The organism is Streptomyces sp. NPDC097129, assembly GCF_055668065.1.
This window is the reverse complement of the sequence record NZ_JBVOQE010000018.1, coordinates 73,241-89,157: the sequence shown is the minus strand read 5'-3', so window position 1 is coordinate 89,157 and position 15,917 is coordinate 73,241. Positions and strand designations below refer to the sequence as shown.

Genomic DNA, 15,917 nt, shown 5'->3' with positions numbered 1-15,917 from the left:
TCGGCGAACGCCTCGGAGTCTCCCAGATGCACGTCTCCCGGCTGATCACCCGGCTCCTGGCCCGCCTGCGCGAGGGCATGCTCACCACGGACTGAGTGCCGGGCACCCAGCAGGCTGAGACGGGTCCCGCAGCTGCCCAGCACGGTCTGTCAGCAGATGGCGGGAGTCGCCTGTGTCGTCACGCCGCCTGCAGGCCACGACAACGCGCTGAGCGAACGGACACCGCGTGAAGGGGTGTCCGCCCGCCGGCCTGCTCGACGGGCCCTTTCGCGTATTCACCGACACTGCCTGCCCCGAGCCGGCGCACGCACCATCGACCGCGGAAGGACCATATGGCCGACGTGGAGGTCACGGCGGGCAGCGAGAGCAGCAAGCCTTGCAGCCCCGAGGCGACCGCCCGCAAGGCGACCGCCCGCAAGGCGACCGCCCGCAAGGCGACCGCCCGCAAGGCGACCGCCTCGGGCGCACGATGGCGGGCTTGGCTCCTTCAGGGGCTGAGTGAACAGACGGCCCGCCACCCAGGCCCGCACCGCACGCCGCACCCCGAGCAGGAGGGGCACCGGTGGTGGCGGGTGATGTGCCTGACCGGCGTCGATTACTTCTCCACGCTCGGCTATCAGCCTGGCATCGCCGCACTCGCGGCGGGCCTGCTGTCCCCCCTCGCCACCGTGGTCCTGATCGCTCTGACGTTGTGCGGTGCGCTGCCGGTCTACCGGAGGGTTGCGCGGGAGAGTCCGCACGGCGAAGGGTCGATCGCGATGTTGGAACGACTGCTGCCGTGGTGGCCAGGAAAGATCTTTGTCCTGGTGCTGCTGGCGTTCGCCGCCACCGACTTCATGATCACTATGACGCTGTCGGCCGCGGACGCTTCCGCACATGTCGTGGAGAACCCGTTCGCCCCGCAGTGGCTGCACAACGCGAATCTGTGGATCACGCTCGTTCTCATCGGCATGCTCGCCGGCATCTTCCTCAAGGGCTTCCGCGAGGCCATCGGCATCGCGGTGGCCTTGGTGGGCGCCTACCTGGCTCTCAACGTCGTGGTGCTCGCCGTCGCCTGCTGGCACGTCGTCAGCCATCCGGTGAGGATCGGTGACTGGGCGGAAGCCATGACAGCCGCGCACAGTTCTCCGTGGGCGATGGCAGGTGTGGCTCTGCTGGTCTTCCCGAAGCTCGCTCTGGGCATGTCCGGCTTTGAGACAGGCGTCGCAGTGATGCCACAGGTCAAGGGTGACCCGTCGGACACACATGAAGAGCCCGAGGGGCGCATCCGCGAAACCCGCCGCCTGCTCACCACGGCCGCCGTCACCATGAGCTTCTTGCTCCTGCTCTCCAGCCTGGCGACAACGATCCTCATCCCTCAGGACGCCTTCAAGAGCGGCGGACCGGCCAACGGCCGCGCCCTCGCCTATCTGGCCCACCGCTACCTCGGGGAGGTGGGCGGCACGGCGTACGACGTGTCGACCATCGCGATCCTGTGGTTCGCCGGAGCCTCCGCGCTCGCCGGACTGCTGAACCTCGTCCCGCGGTATCTCCCGCGCTACGGCATGGCACCGGAATGGACACGGGCCGTGCGCCCGCTGGTGCTGGTGTTCATGGGGGCGGCGGTTCTCATCACCGTCTGGTTTCACGCGAATGTGGACAAGCAGAGTGGCGCCTACGCGACCGGCATGCTGATGCTGTCGGCGTCGTTCGCCTCCACAGTCGCGGCGCGCCGCCGGCGCCATCGGTGGGCGACTCTTGGCTTCGCCGTGATCACTGCGGTTTTCGCCTACACACTGATCGCCAACGTGATCGAGCGGCCCGACGGCATCAAGATCGCGGGGATCTTCATCGTGGCGATACTGGTCACCTCGTTCGCCTCGCGCGTGCACCGGTCGTTCGAACTGCGCGTCGCGGAGGTCGGTCTCGATGAGGAGGCGGAGCGCATCGTCGACCACGCCGCCGCAGACGGACCACTGCACTTGATCGCCCACGAGCCGCACGAGCACAGAGGCCGGCGAGGGGCTGCCGTCGAGAACGCGTCGGAGGCGCGCCCTCACTCACCCATCACGCCCATGAGCGGACCGCCCCTCCTCCTCGAGGTGTCCGTGCGGGATTCCTCCGACTTCACAGCGGAGGTCACCGTCCACGGGACCGAGGAGGAGGGGGTACGCCTGCTCCGGGTGCAGGGACCGACGGTGCCGAACACCATCGCGGCGATCCTGCTGGCTCTGCGTGACCGCACCGGCGAGGTGCCACATGTGTACTTCAGCTGGACCGAGGGCGGACCGGTCGGTCATCTGGGTCGCTTCCTGGTCTTCGGTGACGGAGAAGTCGCATCGGTCACCCGAGAGGTATTGCGCCGCGCCGAGCGGGACGTGGACCGGCGGCCGCGCGTCCACGTGAGCTGAGCGGGTTGCCTCTCCCGAGCCCAGGCGAGCAGACGCCCTCGGGTCTGCTGGTCAGGACGGTGCAGTCCCGTTTGACCCGAGCGGCGAGCGGCTGCGTGGCACCCGAGCCACTCGGTACAGCTGGGCGCGTGCGTCCAAAGGCGCCGGGCGGTCCGGCGGCGCCGGCGGCTGTTCCAGAAGCTGCCGACGACGTTGACGCATCGCTTCAAGGACGCACTTCCCGGCGCCAGTGAGGCAGAACGTGCCGGAGGGGTGGTGGTGCACCAGCGTGCGCCGCTCCAGTCGGTCGAGCAACCGCGTCGCCGAGGAGTTGCTGACGCCCAGGCTTTCGGTGATTCCGCCCAGATCGGTGGGCTTGCCGTCCAGGGCGAGGAGTCCGCGCAACTCTTCCTGGGGAATGGTGGGGGCGACTTCTTCACGGGCCCGTTGCCACAACTCGATTTCCGGTGCGGCCACGGGTTCCGCAAATGCATGGAATTCGTCGGTCATTCGGGTGAGGGGGGACTGGGGTGAGGGGTGGGATTTCTGTCCTTCCTCGGATCATCGCCGAGGTGACCGGAAAGGTCCGTCACCGCGTCTTCTACGGCGTTGTAGATGCGAAGGATCTCGTTGACGCCGGTGAGTGTCAGCAGAGCTCGTAGTTGCTCCTGCACCCGTGCCAGGACCACCGTCGTACCGATCTCACGTGCGTATCGACGGGCCGCCAGGAGGGCGTTCAGTCCCGCAGAATCGCAGAACGGTACACCGGCGAGGTCCAGCACAATGCACCGGTCACCAGAGTCCAGGAGGTCCAGGAACTCGTTGCGAAACATCGGCCCGGTCGCGTAATCCATGTCGCCGCTGAAGCTGGCCACCAGACAGTGGCCGACATGGGCCTTCGTAACCGAAGGAACGTCGCACATTCCGAGCCCCCTATCGCTTCTCCGGTGCGTCGTTCGCACCTGGGTAAACCCTGCCCCCGATGTCTCTGTGCAACCAGCACAGTGACTGGACAGGGCTCAGGGGGAACGGTCCACCTTTGCGGTCGCCGCCCGTGTGATTTCCCAAGTAGCGGGAATCTGCAGTGCAGTGCACCTCCGTTCCCGACTAGGAGATCGACAACTATGCTGGCCATCGCTTCCGCCGTCCTCTTCTTCATTGCCTTTTTGATCAACGCGGCAGACATATCGACCAACCACGTCTTGACGTCCACCAACCTGATGCTCATCGGTCTCACCGCGTTGGCTTTGCATCTCGCGGGTCTGGGAGGCGGCTGGAGAGTCCGGGGCCGTCGACGCTGACGTCTCATGGCCGTGTCCGTCTGCCGGGCCCCGGCCGGCGTCGCGGCTTGCCGTCGGCCAACCCGGCATCGCGGTGGTCCGGATGCGCCGACCCGAGGTGTTCGATTCAGGCACTCGGGTGGGGTGGCGACTCCTGGGGGTAGACGCCACCCCAGTGTGGTCGGCGGAATGGAGCCCTGATGCCCCACGGAGGCTATCCAGCGAGCGCTGTCGAGGCTGCGGAGCAGGTCGCCGAGGCCGTGATCGAGTTGTGGCGGCGCGCTCACTCGGACATAGCCCCGGATGTCTCCGACCAGCAGATGCGTACCGTGCTGGCGCTGGAGAGCACGCCTCTCAACGGGGCCGGTCTCGCCCGTTCGCTGGGAACCAGCCCGTCCTCCGCCACCCGGCTGTGTGACCGTCTTGAGCGGCGCGGCCTGGTCGAGCGCCGCGCTGCGGGCCGCGAGGTCACCATCCGTCTCACTGAGGAGGGGCAGAAGCTCTTGCAGATCACGCGGGAGCACCGCCGGCATCTGCTGAGCCTCGCCCTCACCAATTCCGGAGCCGACCGGGAGGTCCTCAAGGATGCGCTGGGGCAGCTCTGCGCCCTGCTCACCGCCCGCGAGGGCCACTGACACCGACCAAAAGTTTCCATGCAGCAACAGTTGGCATGTGAATCTGTCAGACTGATGGCACCACCTGCCTTCAGAGTTGGGGCAGGTGACTTCACCTCGCTAGCTTGATCAACAGGGGGCGGCCGTGGCGTGGTTCTCGAAGCGAAGACAAAAGGAGCCGACTCCTCGCCTCAGTGATGATCGCCTGGTGGTTGAGCTGAGCCAGAGGGATTTCCGGTCTCTGGTCCGGGTGATCGAGCACGCTCGGGGACAACTGGAGAGCGCCGGAGGCATTGATGCCGGCACGATCGGCAATGCCAGCGGCGCCGACCTGTTGCCACTGCTCTATCCCCGCGTCGGAACGGCCGTCGCTCAGGGCTGCGGGGTGGCACTGCTGGTGTCCGAGATCCGCTACGTGGAAGCGGCAGTCGTCAACCTGGAGTCCTACGGGGGCCACGAGACGGTACTGGTCGAGGGCTACGCACTCTTGGAACGCCTCGACACGCTGAGAGGCGAGGCAAGGACGGCGCAGATGGTGGACGGCATCCTGACGTTGCCGCGGCCCGTACCGCATGCCCCTTGCAGCTGATCCGCGAGCGGTTCCCTTTGTCCATCCAGCCTCCCCGGACGTCCCGGAGGCGGTTCCCGGCATGCTCGATTACTCCGCATTTGCGGTGAACTGCGCCACAGCTGTCGTGTGGGCGGCGGGGCCGGGTATCAGGGAATGAAGACGCAGTCGCAGAGGTCAGTACAGCGACTGTTGCCGTTTGACAATTATAGCCTTGAGGCAACAAAGTACACGTGTCGCACGTACGCGGGAAGGGATCCGAGATGTTCCGGTGGGCGGGCACGGCTCCGGCCGCCGACCACCGGCATCGGTGGGTGCCGGTGAACTCGGCGTCGCGTTGGCCGTCTCAGGCGGACTGGCTGTCGGCGTCGGCTTCGGGCTTTATCTGCAGAGAAGCGGCGTCGCAGAAGGCCTCCAGGCCTTCCAGGAGGGCTGCCCGCTTCGCTGCGGGCATCACGTTCAGCACCGACCGCAGTTCCCCTCGTCTGCGTTCGCGCAGGTCGGCGAGGAAGGCGCGGCCGCGGGTGCTGAGGTGCAGGCGCACCTCGCGCCGGTCGGTCGGGCTGATATCGCGGTCGATGAAGCCGGCGGCCTGCAGCCGGTCGCAGAGCCGGCTGGTCGACGGCGGCGTGGAGGCGATGCAGTCTGCGAGAGTGCGCAGGTTGATGCCCTGGTGGTGTTCGAGGATGAGCAGTACCCGCATCTGGGATGCCGAGGCGGGGACGGTCGAGGCCCTGCCCCAGAGGACTTCCAGCAGCTCCGCCGCCGTGGAGGTCACGCGCGCGACCTCGTCGGGCAGTGGGCGGGCGCGGAAGTCGGTCACGGTCACACTCTCGCAGGCGTCGGGGCGGCTGTCAGCGTACTAGGTGACCGGGCCTGGTACTGCGGCTTGAGCGAGCGGGTAGTGGCATGGGACGACCCAGTTCCCGTGATGACGTGCGGTAATTCTCCGGCAAAGGATTGGTGTTTTTTCCATCGTGAACAGATTTGTGGTCGCTGAACGCGCTGTACGTACGGCGGCTCCCCATGACCTGCTCGAGGCCGTCCGTCGTGTCCTGAAAGAGCAGTACGCGGCGGAGTCGGTCGAGCTGTTCATGGCCGACTACGGTCTGACCGTGCTGCAGCCGGTCTCGGTACTGCCGCACACCCTGGAGCCGGTGTCGGTGCACAACAGCCCCGCCGGCCGGGCTTTCGGCGCCCAGGAGCCCTTCGTGGAAGCCCTTAGCGACGGCTCGGCACAGGTGGCGCACCTGCCCGTGACCGTGCGCGGCGACCGGCTCGGCGTGCTGTCCGTCACCCTGCCCGACGCCGAGCACGCCGAGGAGTGCCTCGCAGAGCTGGCGGAGATCGCCGACGTGCTCGCGCACGAGGTGGTCGTGGCCGAACGGGACACCGACGTGTACCTGCAGGCGCGCCGCAAGGACCGGCTCACCCTGGCCGCCGAGATGCAGTGGCAACTGCTGCCCGGGCGCTCCTGCTCGCGCCCGGAGTACGAGCTGGGCGCCCAGCTCGAGCCCGCCTACGCGATCTTCGGGGACAACTTCGACTGGTCCGCGACGGCCGACCACCTCGTGCTCTACGTCACCAACGGCATGGGCGAGGGCACAGAAGCCTCCCTGCTCACGAACCTCTCGATCAACGCACTGCGCAACGCCCGGCGGGCCGGCATCTCCATCGAAGACCAGGCCGCCCTGGCCGACCAGGCGGTGTACGCCCATTACCGGGGCCGCTGCTACCTGTCGGTTCTGATGTTCGACTTCGACCTCGTCACCGGCCGCGCCCGGGTCGTGGACGCCGGCTCCCCGCAGATGCTGCGGCTGCGTGGTGGCGTCGTGGAACGTGTCCGCTTCGAGGCCCAGCTGCCGCTCGGCATGTTCGAGGAGACCGACTACGTCGCCCAGGAGTTCCAGATCGAGCCCGGGGATCGCCTGATCTTCGTCAGTGACGGCGTCTATGCCGTCGCCTCACCCAAGGGTGAGACATACGGGGACGCCGCGCTCGCCCGGGCGATCCATGCCACGCGTCTGCTGCCCGCCGCCGAGGTCCCGCGCGCCATCCTGCGCGAGCTGACCGGCCATCGCGGTCGAAGCCTCCCGGACGACGACGCCCTCGTGGTCTGTCTCGACTGGCGGGGGCGGTGACGAGCGACACGATGCGCGGCGTCGACGGATTGCGGTCGTGCCTTGTTTGCGTCACTCACCCGGCGCTAATATTTGTCATGAGACAATAATTGGCCGAGCGTGCTGATCGCGGCGCGGAGCCTCTTCAGAGGAGAAGATGCAGGTGTCGGAGCGGGACGCGGCCCAGGAGCCGGCGGCGCAGGTGGCTGGCTTCCTGGAACAGCGGCGCGAGCAGGTCGCTCAGCGGTGGGCGGACGCGGCGCTGTTCCGTACGGTGTTCACCGTCTCGCGCGACGAGGCGGTGGAGGCCTGTAAGGCCGTCGTCGATGCCCTGGCCTCGGTTGCGGCCTCCGGCCGGCTGGAGGACATCACGGCACCCGGTTTCCAGACCGTGCGCGAGCAACTGGGGCGGATGGCGGCCTCCCGTGCGCGCAGCGGATCGACGCCGGCGCAGATCGCTGACGAGGTCGCCACCCTGCGCTCCTCCGCCACGGACCTCCTGCGCGTCGAGTTCCGGGACCCGTCCGATGTCCACGCGCGTGAGGCCGCGTTGGCTCTCACGCTCCTCATGGGCACTCTTCGGCTGGTGGTCATGGAGACCGCGTTGAGCGCGGGTGAGGAACTCATCGCGCGGCAGCGTCAGCAGCTGTTCGAGGTGGCCACGCCCGTCATCAAGTTGTGGGACGGAATCGTCGCCGTGCCCCTGATCGGCACGCTCGACAGTGCCCGCAGCCAGGTCGTCATGGAGGACCTGCTCGAGGCGATCGTCGACCAGCAGGCCCAGTACGCCATCCTCGACATCACCGGCGTGCCCACGGTCGACTCCCTCGTCGCCCAGCACCTGATGAAGACGGTCGCAGCGGCCGGTCTGATGGGAGCCGAGTGCATCGTCTCCGGGATTCGTCCGGCGATCGCGCAGACCATCGTGCAGCTCGGCATCGACCTCGGCCCGGTCGTCACCCGCAGCGGTCTGTCCGACGCCCTGGCTTACGCACTGAGCCGACAGGGTGTCGAAGTGTCGGCCCGAACGCCCGTCCTGCCGAGCCCACGGTGAACCACTCCTCTGCCGACCGTGCAGCCCCGGTGCCGGTTCTCGCACTGGGGGATGTCCTGCTGGTCACATTGCAGGGAGAGTTGCAGGACGGAGCGGCTGAGCAACTGCAGCACGACATCGCGCGGCGTATCGCGCAGGAGCCGGTGCGGGGAGTGGTCATCGACATCTCCGGCGTGGAGATCGTCGACTCGTTCCTCGGCCGGATCCTCGCCGACATCGCTGCCGGCGCCCGGCTGCTGGCGGCCCGCACGGTACTGGCCGGGATGCGGCCTGCCGTAGCGATCACACTCGTCGAGCTGGGCCTCGCCCTGCCCGGCCTGCACACCGCCCTGAACGTCGAGAGAGCGCTGTCCCTGCTAGGAGGGTCCACTCTGACCGGCCCGTCCGTTTCTTCGGGGGAGGGCGCGTAATGCATGCCCGACTCGCCGCGACGACCACGGTCGCGATCGGCTCCGACGCCGACCTGGCCTGGGCGCGGCAGCAGGTTCGGCAGGCTGCGGCCGAACTCGGTTTCAGCCTGGTCCAGCAGACCAAGCTGATCACCGCCGCCAGCGAATTGGCCCGCAACACTCTCATCCACGGCGGTGGAGGGCACATGGAGCTGAGCGTGCTGGACAAGGGGGCGTCCCAGGGTCTGCGGCTGTCCTTCACGGACCGAGGGCCCGGTATCCGTGACCTCGAACTCGCGCTGACCGATGGCTACACCACTGGTGGCGGTCTCGGTCTGGGGCTGAGCGGCGCGAAGCGACTCGTACAGGAATTCGAGATCGACAGCCGGCCCGGACAAGGCACCACCGTCACCGTCGCCGTCTGGCTCTCTGGCCTGCCCTTTCCGCGTGCGGGTGCCAGATGAGCCGCGTCTGGGACATTCCGGTCCACGACTCCACACGCATCCGTGACGTTCGGGTGGCCACCGAAGCCGCCTGCGCCCATGTAGGGCTCGACGCCCAGCGGACGGCCGCCGCCGCGCTCGTGGCCACCGAACTGGCCACCAACCTGCTCAAGCACGCGGGAGGAGGTCACATCGTGATCAATCTCGTCGCCCATCCCGACGTCGTCGCGGACAGCGGCGAGGTGTGGGTGCAGATCGCCTCGCTCGATCACGGGCCAGGCATCTGCAGCGTCGAGACGGCCCTGCGCGACGGGTACACGACGGTGTCGGCCTCGCTCGGTGCCGGACTCGGCACGTGCCGGCGCATATCGAACGACTTCGGTCTGCACAGCAGGAGTGGCCACGGCACGGTCGCCACCGCCCGTCTGGGCCCCGTACCTGCCGCTCAACAGGCCGCCCTGGGCCGTGCCCGAAACGGAAAACGAGCTGGAGGCATCAACGTGCCCCTCGGCTTGGCCGAGCACTCGGGTGACGCCTTCACCTGGGTGCGGTCGGGCCCACGCCTGACCGTGATGCTGGCCGACGGACTCGGTCACGGTGTCAAAGCCGCGGAGGCGTCGACAGCCGCGGTCGCACAACTGCACCGGACAGCCGTCCTGTCACCCGAGGAGATCCTCCGCGGCCTCCACACGGCGCTGCGCTCCACCCGGGGCGCAGCCATCGCCGTAGGACAGCTCGACGAGGCCACCGGCATGCTCACGTTCTCCGGTGTCGGCAATGTCGGTGCACGGCTTCGCGTCGGCGACGCCTGGCAGCCGCTCCTGTCCCATCCGGGCATCGTCGGCGCCCATTTCCCTGCGCGCCCGCCCGTGTACCGGGTGCCATGGCAGGGAGACAGCCTGTTCATCCTGCACAGCGACGGCCTGCCCAGCCGCTGGGAGCCTCCCAGTGATCCCCAGCTTCTCGCCCATGAGGATCCGGCCGTGATCGCCGCCGCCATCCTGAGGGATGCCAGCAGCGCCGCCCGACCACTGCGCGACGACACCAGCGTGGCCGTGCTCGTCCCCGACCGCTGGACGGATCCCCATGACCGCCACTGATGTCTGGACCATCCGGTCGTCCACCGACGCCGCACGGGCCCGCACGACCGTAGCCCGCCTCCTCGCGGACGCCGACGTGCCGGTGCTCGACCGCTTGCGCTTCGTGACCGCCGTGACCGAGCGATTGCGCCGATGCCTCGCAAGGAAGGGCACCTGGGAGCTGCTGCTCGGCATCCGGCAGCCGACCTCCGACACACCAGGGGAGGTGCAGGTCGCGCTGACGCCGGCAGAAGGTACGTCGGCGGAACCCGAGTGGCAGCTGACGACGACCTTCACGGGCCATCGACGGCTGAGCCCCGTCTGCCGGCCAGGTGCCGATGCCGCGTCACTGGCCGATGCTCTGCTCGCCGCAGACGAGGACATCGCCGAAGTCCTGCACCGCCTCGACGAACACCAGGATCTGGTCCATTTCCACCGGGAGGAGATGCACCAGACCAACCAGGGCGTGCTCGCGCTGCACGCCGAGCTGGACGCCGCCGCACTGGTCCAGCGGGAGCTGCTCGACGCAGAGCGGCAGGCACGTGCCGTGGCGGAGAACGCCCGTGGCCTGCTGACCTTCCTCGCCGACGCCAGCGCGGCCGTGACCGCTTCCCTGCATCCCGAGGACATCGTGCGACGTCTGTCCGACCTGCTGGTCCCGGAGTTCGCCGAGCACCTCGACATCTGGCTCTTCACCGACGACCAGCGGGAAGGCGCCGCTGACGCCGACGCCACCCAGGTGCGTCCGGCATGCGCGGTGGTCGCCGCCCGCACCGGCCGTCCCCAGCATGCTGCCGCTCATCCGAGCGGTGCACCCGGCATCGACGATCTTCCGCCCTCGGCGCTGGCCCCCGACAAGCCGCTGTTGTCCATCCCGCTCACCGCGCGGGGACTGGTCGGCGTGCTGACGCTGACCGCGCCGGGTCCCCGCTTCGACCCGGACACGTGCGTCATGCTGATCGAGCTGGCCCGCCGCGTCGGCATCGCCCTCGACCACGCCCGCCGCTACGAACAGCACCGGGACGTCGCCGAAGCCCTGCAGCGCGCCCAGCTCACCGAGCTGCCCACGGCACAGGGCCTTCGGCTGGCAGCCCGTTACCTGCCCGCGACGCACGGCCTGAACATCGGCGGCGACTGGTACGACGCCTTCACCCAGCCCGACGGAAGCGTGCTCGCCGTCATCGGAGACGTCACCGGTCACGGACTGCGCGCGGCCGTGGTCATGGGACAGCTGCGCACCGCATTGCGTGCCTACGCCGTCGAGGGCGGCGGGCCGGCCGAGATCCTCACGCGCCTGCACGGCATGCTCCGCCACCAGCACCCCGAGCTGTACGCCACGGCCGCCGTGGCCCGGTTCCGGGTCGGAGAACCGACGGTCACCTGGGCGGCAGCCGGTCACCCGCCACCGGTCGTGAGGTTCGCGGACGGCACCGTGCGGGTCCTCGACACCAGGCCGGGGATCATGCTCGGCGTCCCTGTGCCGTACGAATACCAGGAGCACACGGTGGAACTGCCCCGCGGTTCCACGCTGGCCTTGTACACCGACGGGCTCGTCGAACGACGAGCGCAGGGGATAGACCCCGGGATCGAGCGGCTGGCGCACGTGCTCAGTGGGCTTGGTGCGGCGGAACTGGGGCACGATCTGAACGCGGCGGCGGATTCCGTTCTCAAGCCGCTGCTGCACGACTCCGACCGCGATGACGACGTCTGCCTGCTGCTGTGCCACTGCACCGACGAGGCGGAGTGACCGGGTGGGCAAGGCGCCCAACACCGGGTCTTTGCTGCGATAGCGTGGAAACGGCAAGGGGAGAAGGTGGACGCCGTGCATGCCTCTGAACCCGTCCCGTCCGTGGAAAGCCGACTCCGGTCGGTGCCACCGCACGCACTCGTCGCCACAGCGCAGCGTCTCCTGGCAGAGCAGGTGGGCGCCCTGGGAACCACCCTCCTTCTTGCCGACTACGGTCTGCGGGTTCTTCAACCGGTCACCCACCTGCCGCACACCGGGGTCCCCGTTCCCGCCCATGACGGCGCTCCGGGCAGCGCGTTCATCAACCAGAGCGCGGTCGTGGAAGTGACCCGTGATCCGGCGACCCACGTGGTGCACCTGCCCATCACCGTGCGCGGTGACCGGCTGGGCGTCCTCTCCGTCCGGCTGCCCGCCGATGCCGCGGACCCGGTCACCGTCCTCCGCCTCGCCGAGTTCGCCACCGCACTCGGCCACGAGGTGGCCACGGCCGGCCGGGACACCGACCTGTACCTTCTGGCCCGCCGCACTCGCCGCCTGACCCTCGCCGCTGAAATGCAATGGCAGCTGCTGCCCGGCCGCGGCTGCGCTCGCGACGAGTACGTCATCGGCGCCCACCTCGAGCCCGCCTACGCCATCGGTGGCGACAATTTCGACTGGTCCACCGGAGCCGACCACCTGACGTTGACCGTCACCGACGGCATGGGCCAGGGCATCGACGCCTCCCTCCTGACCAGCCTCACCGTCGGCGCCCTGCGCAACGCCCGCCGTGCCGGCGTCGGTCTGGCCGACCAGGCATGCCTCGCCGACCAGGCCGTCTATGCCCACTATGGCGGCGAGGTCTACGCCTCCACGCTCCTGATGAACTTCGACCTGATCACTGGCGTGGTCCGTGCCGTGGACGCGGGATCCCCCAAGCTGTACCTCCTGCGCGGTGGCATGACCGAACAGGTCGACCTGGAAGCACAACTGCCCCTCGGCATGTTCGAGGAGACCCCCTACAAGGAGCAGACCTTCTGTATGGAGCCCGGCGACCGACTCGTCGCTGTCAGCACTGGGGTGCACAACACACGTTCCGCCCTCGGCGACCTCTTCGGCGAGCACGCCCTGCGTCAGGTTCTCAGCGCGACACGGCACACACCCGCGCACGAAACGGCGCGTGCCGTCGTCTCCGCACTGGTGGAGCACTTCGGACGCACCGACCTCATGGCTGACGCCGCAGTGGTCTGCCTCGACTGGACCGGCCGTTCCACCCCACAGACGGTGCGGGTGCTGCGCCCAGCCGACTGAGCCCGCTTGTCAGGGCTGCCCAGGGCGTGACTGGCCGACTTCCTGCGCGGCCAGGAACGCCAGCATGCCGCGGCTCAAAGCGGCGCGTTCGTCAGCCGCCATCGCTGCCAGGGCGGCCCCGAGAGCCTGTGCTCGCCGAGCCGCCACGTCACCCAGTACCCGGTTTCCCTGTCCGGTGAGCCTCAGCCGCACCTCGCGCCGCTTGTGGGGATGGGGGGAGCGTTCGATCAGACCGGCGGCCTCCAGCCGGTCGCACAGCCGACTGGCGGTGGGAAGCCCTGTTCCCAGTTGTTCGGCGAGGGCCGTGAGGTTCAGATCCGGATCCATCTCCAAGGCACGCAACGCCCTCAACTGATGCAGCGACAAGCGCAGAATCGCCCCCTGGGCAGCCAACGACCAGAGGTTCGTGAGGCTGTCCACAGCATCGGCGATTTCCAGCGCGACAGCGTCTGTGCCCTCGCGCACGTCTCTCGCTTCGTCGCCGCCGGGACTGCCGAGACGGGTCACGAAAACATCACTCTCAGTAAGCTCCAGGCACTAGAACAACGCCCCCATCCAAACGCTGTACCCGAAGAGGCGCGAGGCAAGCTGTATGAACGTCTGCCACTTCGGTCGTACGCCGGATCGGGCGCCGGTGACGGCCACCCGGCCGGGGGCGGGGAGACGCTCGCCGACGACCAGGACGGCGAGGACGGCGGCGATGGCCGGTTCGAGCAGTGACAGGGTGGTGGCGGTGCTGGCCGGTACGTGGGCGAGGCCCCAGCCGAAGAGGACGTACCCGGCGAACATGGGGACGAGTGCCATGTAGGTGCCGACGGCGGCGTTGGACCAGGAGGTGACGAGCGGGGCACCTGTGGCAATGAGGACGGGCAGGAGGAGCAGTCCGCCGAGTCCGAAGACGGCACCCATCGCCGCCCGGGAGGGGATCTTGCGGGTGATGAGCCGGTGTGCGGCCCACGAGTAGAGGGCGTACGTGGTGGCGGCGACCAAGCCGAGGCCGGTGCCGAGCAGCGTGCCGGCCATGGAGTCGCGGCCCGTGCTGTCAGTGGCGTGGGCCGCTTCCGCCACGCACAGCAGGGCGGTGCCGAGCAGGCCGAGGGCGGCGGCGAGGGTCCAGCGGCGTGTGAGCCGGCGGCCGTCCACGACGCGCTCGATCAGGGCCGACGCCAGTGGGGCGGTGCCGATCGACACGACGGTGCCGACGGCGACTCCGGCCAAGTGCATGGAGCTGTAGAACGCGAGGCGGCCGACGCCGGGGGCGAAGGTGGCGGCCGTGCCCGTCGTCCCCCAGAGGACGGCGGCTGCCAGCACGCCGAGGGCGCCCATCCCCGCGGACCGGCCGCGGTCGGCGCCGGTCAAAGCCGGTCCAGCAGGGCCGCGGCGATCGAACGGGCATGCCGGACACGCTCACCGTCGCCCTCCAGGCCGGCCCGTGCCATCGCGCCCTCCAGCAGGAAGGACAGGTGCTCGGCCGTCGCACGGGCCTCTTCGGGGCGGCCGGGCAGCAGCTGCTCCAGGTGCCCGGCGATCAGGCGCTCGACCTCCTCTTTGTGGGCGCGGACCACGGCGCGGCCCTCGTCGCCGGCCGGGAGCTCGGCGGCAGCGTTCAGCAGCCCGCAACCGCGGAATCCGTGCTCGTACGCGAAGGCGGCGTGATCGGCGTATGCGTCGAAGACCGCCAGCACACCGTCACGCGGCCCCTCGGCTCGCTCCAGACGGGTCCGGTACAGGCCGAGCCATTCCTCGTGCCGGGCGTCCAAGTAGGCGCGGACCAGGTCGGCCTTGGAGGAGAAGTTGTTGTAGAGACTCATCTTCGCCACGCCGGCCTCGGCGGTGATCGTGTCGATCCCGGTCGCCGCCACACCGTCGGCGTAGAAGCGCAGGCGATGGCCTTGAGTCGGTCCTACGACCCCGACGGTCCGTTCAGGCGGTGAGCGCTTGGCTCAGGGTTTCGTGCAGGTCGATCAGGGTGTCGACCCCGACGAGGCTCAAGGTGCGCATCGCGGAGTGGCCCACGGCGGCCAGGCGAAGCCAGCCGCCGACGTCCGTGAGTGTCTGATGGGCGGCGATGAGGATGTTGATGCCGCTGGAGTCGATGAAGGTCACCTGCCGCATGTCCATGACTACCCGGGGACACCGTGCGCTGGAGAGGTCGAGAGCCTGTCGGAGCACGTCACCTGTGTGATGGTCGATCTCCCCGGCCAGTGTCAGCACGCGGATGTCGTCCACGGCAGACGTCGCGACGGACAACTGGCCCGGCTGCACCTCGTATGCGGTACCCGGCATTTCTTCCTCAGCCACGCCGTGATCCTGGCACATCCGGCCCTGCCTTCGAAACCACGGGAACAACGGGCGTCATTCGCGCCGGAGCGGGTAAGCGCGAGTCGTGAATGGAGTGGTGAAGGCGGCAGCAATGGACTCGAAGCCCGTGGGCGAGGACGTCACCATGCCCGACCGGCCGGTCATACAGACCACGGTGGCCCTGGACGGGGACGGCACAGTCATCGCCCAGGCACGCCACCTGGCCGCCGACTTCCTGGCCCGTGTCCAGGCCGAACACGGCCTGCCCGTCTCCCAGCGCGCCATGGACCTCACACAGTTGGTGGTCAGCGAACTGGTCACCAACGCTTGCAAGTACGCTCCCGGCCCGGTGCTGCTGGACCTGCGCGTCCTTGGCGGCATGGTGGAGGTCGTGGTGTGGGACTCCGATTCCGTGCTGCCGATCGCCCGGGCCGCGGACGTCGGCCGGGTCGGACAGCACGGCCTGGAGATCGTGATGGCCGTCGCCCAGGGTTTCGAGGTGCAGCGCGAGCCGGTCGGAAAACGCATCACCGCCCGCCTCGCCCTGGCTGACGATCCCAGTGGCGCCATCTCCGGCCGCCTGCCTCAGTAGACACACCGGAGTGGTGGCCTCGCAGGGCGTAACTGGCGGCCATGCAAGGAGCACCGGCCGTGGGCGAGTTACGT

General features: G+C 68.8%; 20 protein-coding genes. 13 read left to right on the top strand and 7 right to left on the bottom strand.

Translation table 11 applies throughout. The annotated features are described in order from the left end of the window. Both AC0B9F_RS35030 and AC0B9F_RS35025 read left to right on the top strand, forming a co-directional pair. The coding region (locus AC0B9F_RS35030) for a sigma factor-like helix-turn-helix DNA-binding protein (protein WP_472009420.1) at window positions 1-95 on the top strand (95 nt) is incomplete at its 5' end. Between the two features lie 237 nt (window positions 96-332). After that, window positions 333-2,390: an APC family permease gene (locus AC0B9F_RS35025; RefSeq protein WP_472009412.1), complete on the top strand. Its 2,058-nt coding sequence runs from the start codon at window positions 333-335 to the stop codon at window positions 2,388-2,390. Between the two features lie 51 nt (window positions 2,391-2,441). Here the strand turns inward: AC0B9F_RS35025 and AC0B9F_RS35020 are convergent, their stop codons facing one another. After that, window positions 2,442-2,879, bottom strand: coding sequence for a hypothetical protein (locus tag AC0B9F_RS35020; protein WP_472009410.1), 438 nt, complete (start codon window positions 2,877-2,879; stop codon window positions 2,442-2,444). Beyond that, window positions 2,876-3,292 carry an STAS domain-containing protein gene (locus tag AC0B9F_RS35015; RefSeq protein WP_472009408.1) on the bottom strand — a complete coding sequence of 139 codons (417 nt, stop codon included), beginning with the start codon at window positions 3,290-3,292 and terminating at the stop codon, window positions 2,876-2,878. Before AC0B9F_RS35015 ends, AC0B9F_RS35020 begins: the two co-directional genes overlap by 4 nt. 201 nt (window positions 3,293-3,493) lie before the next feature. Between AC0B9F_RS35015 and AC0B9F_RS35010 the strand changes: the two genes are divergently transcribed. The 3 genes from AC0B9F_RS35010 to AC0B9F_RS35000 all read left to right on the top strand — a co-directional run bounded on the left by AC0B9F_RS35010 (window position 3,494) and on the right by AC0B9F_RS35000 (window position 4,852). Further along, window positions 3,494-3,670, top strand: a complete 177-nt coding sequence (locus AC0B9F_RS35010; protein ID WP_472009406.1) for a hypothetical protein — start codon at window positions 3,494-3,496, stop codon at window positions 3,668-3,670. A gap of 179 nt (window positions 3,671-3,849) precedes the next feature. Further along, on the top strand, window positions 3,850-4,284 hold the full coding sequence (locus tag AC0B9F_RS35005) for a MarR family winged helix-turn-helix transcriptional regulator (protein ID WP_472009404.1): 435 nt from the start codon (window positions 3,850-3,852) through the stop codon (window positions 4,282-4,284). A gap of 187 nt (window positions 4,285-4,471) precedes the next feature. After that, a complete protein-coding gene (locus AC0B9F_RS35000) occupies window positions 4,472-4,852 on the top strand; it encodes a hypothetical protein (RefSeq protein ID WP_472009402.1) in 381 nt (126 codons plus the stop codon). Window positions 4,853-5,177: 325 nt separating this feature from the next. On the opposite strand, the gene AC0B9F_RS34995 is transcribed toward AC0B9F_RS35000, so the two are convergent. Beyond that, window positions 5,178-5,660 (bottom strand): MarR family winged helix-turn-helix transcriptional regulator, encoded by a 483-nt coding sequence (locus tag AC0B9F_RS34995; RefSeq protein WP_472009401.1) that lies wholly within the window; start codon window positions 5,658-5,660, stop codon window positions 5,178-5,180. 148 nt (window positions 5,661-5,808) lie between these two features. Between AC0B9F_RS34995 and AC0B9F_RS34990 the strand changes: the two genes are divergently transcribed. From AC0B9F_RS34990 to AC0B9F_RS34960, 7 genes are all read left to right on the top strand, one after another. Further along, the gene (locus AC0B9F_RS34990) at window positions 5,809-6,972 is read left to right on the top strand and encodes a PP2C family protein-serine/threonine phosphatase (RefSeq protein WP_472009400.1); all 1,164 of its coding nucleotides are present in this window, start codon (window positions 5,809-5,811) and stop codon (window positions 6,970-6,972) included. Window positions 6,973-7,108: 136 nt separating this feature from the next. After that, a complete protein-coding gene (locus AC0B9F_RS34985; protein ID WP_472009398.1) occupies window positions 7,109-8,005 on the top strand; it encodes an STAS domain-containing protein in 897 nt (298 codons plus the stop codon). Further along, complete coding sequence (locus AC0B9F_RS34980) at window positions 8,002-8,415, top strand: STAS domain-containing protein (RefSeq protein WP_472009396.1); 414 nt, start codon at window positions 8,002-8,004, stop codon at window positions 8,413-8,415. Before AC0B9F_RS34985 ends, AC0B9F_RS34980 begins: the two co-directional genes overlap by 4 nt. Then, the gene (locus AC0B9F_RS34975; RefSeq protein WP_472009395.1) at window positions 8,415-8,858 is read left to right on the top strand and encodes an ATP-binding protein; all 444 of its coding nucleotides are present in this window, start codon (window positions 8,415-8,417) and stop codon (window positions 8,856-8,858) included. Before AC0B9F_RS34980 ends, AC0B9F_RS34975 begins: the two co-directional genes overlap by 1 nt. Beyond that, window positions 8,855-9,937 (top strand): SpoIIE family protein phosphatase, encoded by a 1,083-nt coding sequence (locus AC0B9F_RS34970; protein ID WP_472009393.1) that lies wholly within the window; start codon window positions 8,855-8,857, stop codon window positions 9,935-9,937. Before AC0B9F_RS34975 ends, AC0B9F_RS34970 begins: the two co-directional genes overlap by 4 nt. Next, window positions 9,924-11,663 carry a PP2C family protein-serine/threonine phosphatase gene (locus AC0B9F_RS34965; RefSeq protein ID WP_472009392.1) on the top strand — a complete coding sequence of 580 codons (1,740 nt, stop codon included), beginning with the start codon at window positions 9,924-9,926 and terminating at the stop codon, window positions 11,661-11,663. The genes AC0B9F_RS34970 and AC0B9F_RS34965 overlap by 14 nt, the downstream gene beginning before the upstream one ends. A gap of 66 nt (window positions 11,664-11,729) precedes the next feature. After that, window positions 11,730-12,950, top strand: coding sequence for a PP2C family protein-serine/threonine phosphatase (locus tag AC0B9F_RS34960; protein WP_472009390.1), 1,221 nt, complete (start codon window positions 11,730-11,732; stop codon window positions 12,948-12,950). A 9-nt stretch (window positions 12,951-12,959) separates the two neighbouring features. Here AC0B9F_RS34960 and AC0B9F_RS34955 read toward each other — a convergent pair whose 3' ends face one another. Genes AC0B9F_RS34955 through AC0B9F_RS34940 form a run of 4 tightly spaced genes read right to left on the bottom strand, consistent with a single transcriptional unit; the run spans window position 12,960 to window position 15,251 of the window. Then, a complete protein-coding gene (locus AC0B9F_RS34955; RefSeq protein ID WP_472009389.1) occupies window positions 12,960-13,457 on the bottom strand; it encodes a MarR family winged helix-turn-helix transcriptional regulator in 498 nt (165 codons plus the stop codon). Between the two features lie 30 nt (window positions 13,458-13,487). Continuing rightward, window positions 13,488-14,261: an EamA family transporter gene (locus AC0B9F_RS34950; protein ID WP_472009419.1), complete on the bottom strand. Its 774-nt coding sequence runs from the start codon at window positions 14,259-14,261 to the stop codon at window positions 13,488-13,490. A gap of 44 nt (window positions 14,262-14,305) precedes the next feature. Next, window positions 14,306-14,833 carry a TetR/AcrR family transcriptional regulator gene (locus AC0B9F_RS34945; protein WP_472009418.1) on the bottom strand — a complete coding sequence of 176 codons (528 nt, stop codon included), beginning with the start codon at window positions 14,831-14,833 and terminating at the stop codon, window positions 14,306-14,308. A 40-nt stretch (window positions 14,834-14,873) separates the two neighbouring features. Further along, a complete protein-coding gene (locus tag AC0B9F_RS34940) occupies window positions 14,874-15,251 on the bottom strand; it encodes an STAS domain-containing protein (protein ID WP_472009387.1) in 378 nt (125 codons plus the stop codon). 112 nt (window positions 15,252-15,363) lie between these two features. Between AC0B9F_RS34940 and AC0B9F_RS34935 the strand changes: the two genes are divergently transcribed. Then, entirely contained in the window at window positions 15,364-15,843 is a 480-nt protein-coding gene (locus AC0B9F_RS34935) for an ATP-binding protein (protein ID WP_472009386.1), read from the top strand. Window positions 15,844-15,917 lie beyond the last annotated feature (74 nt).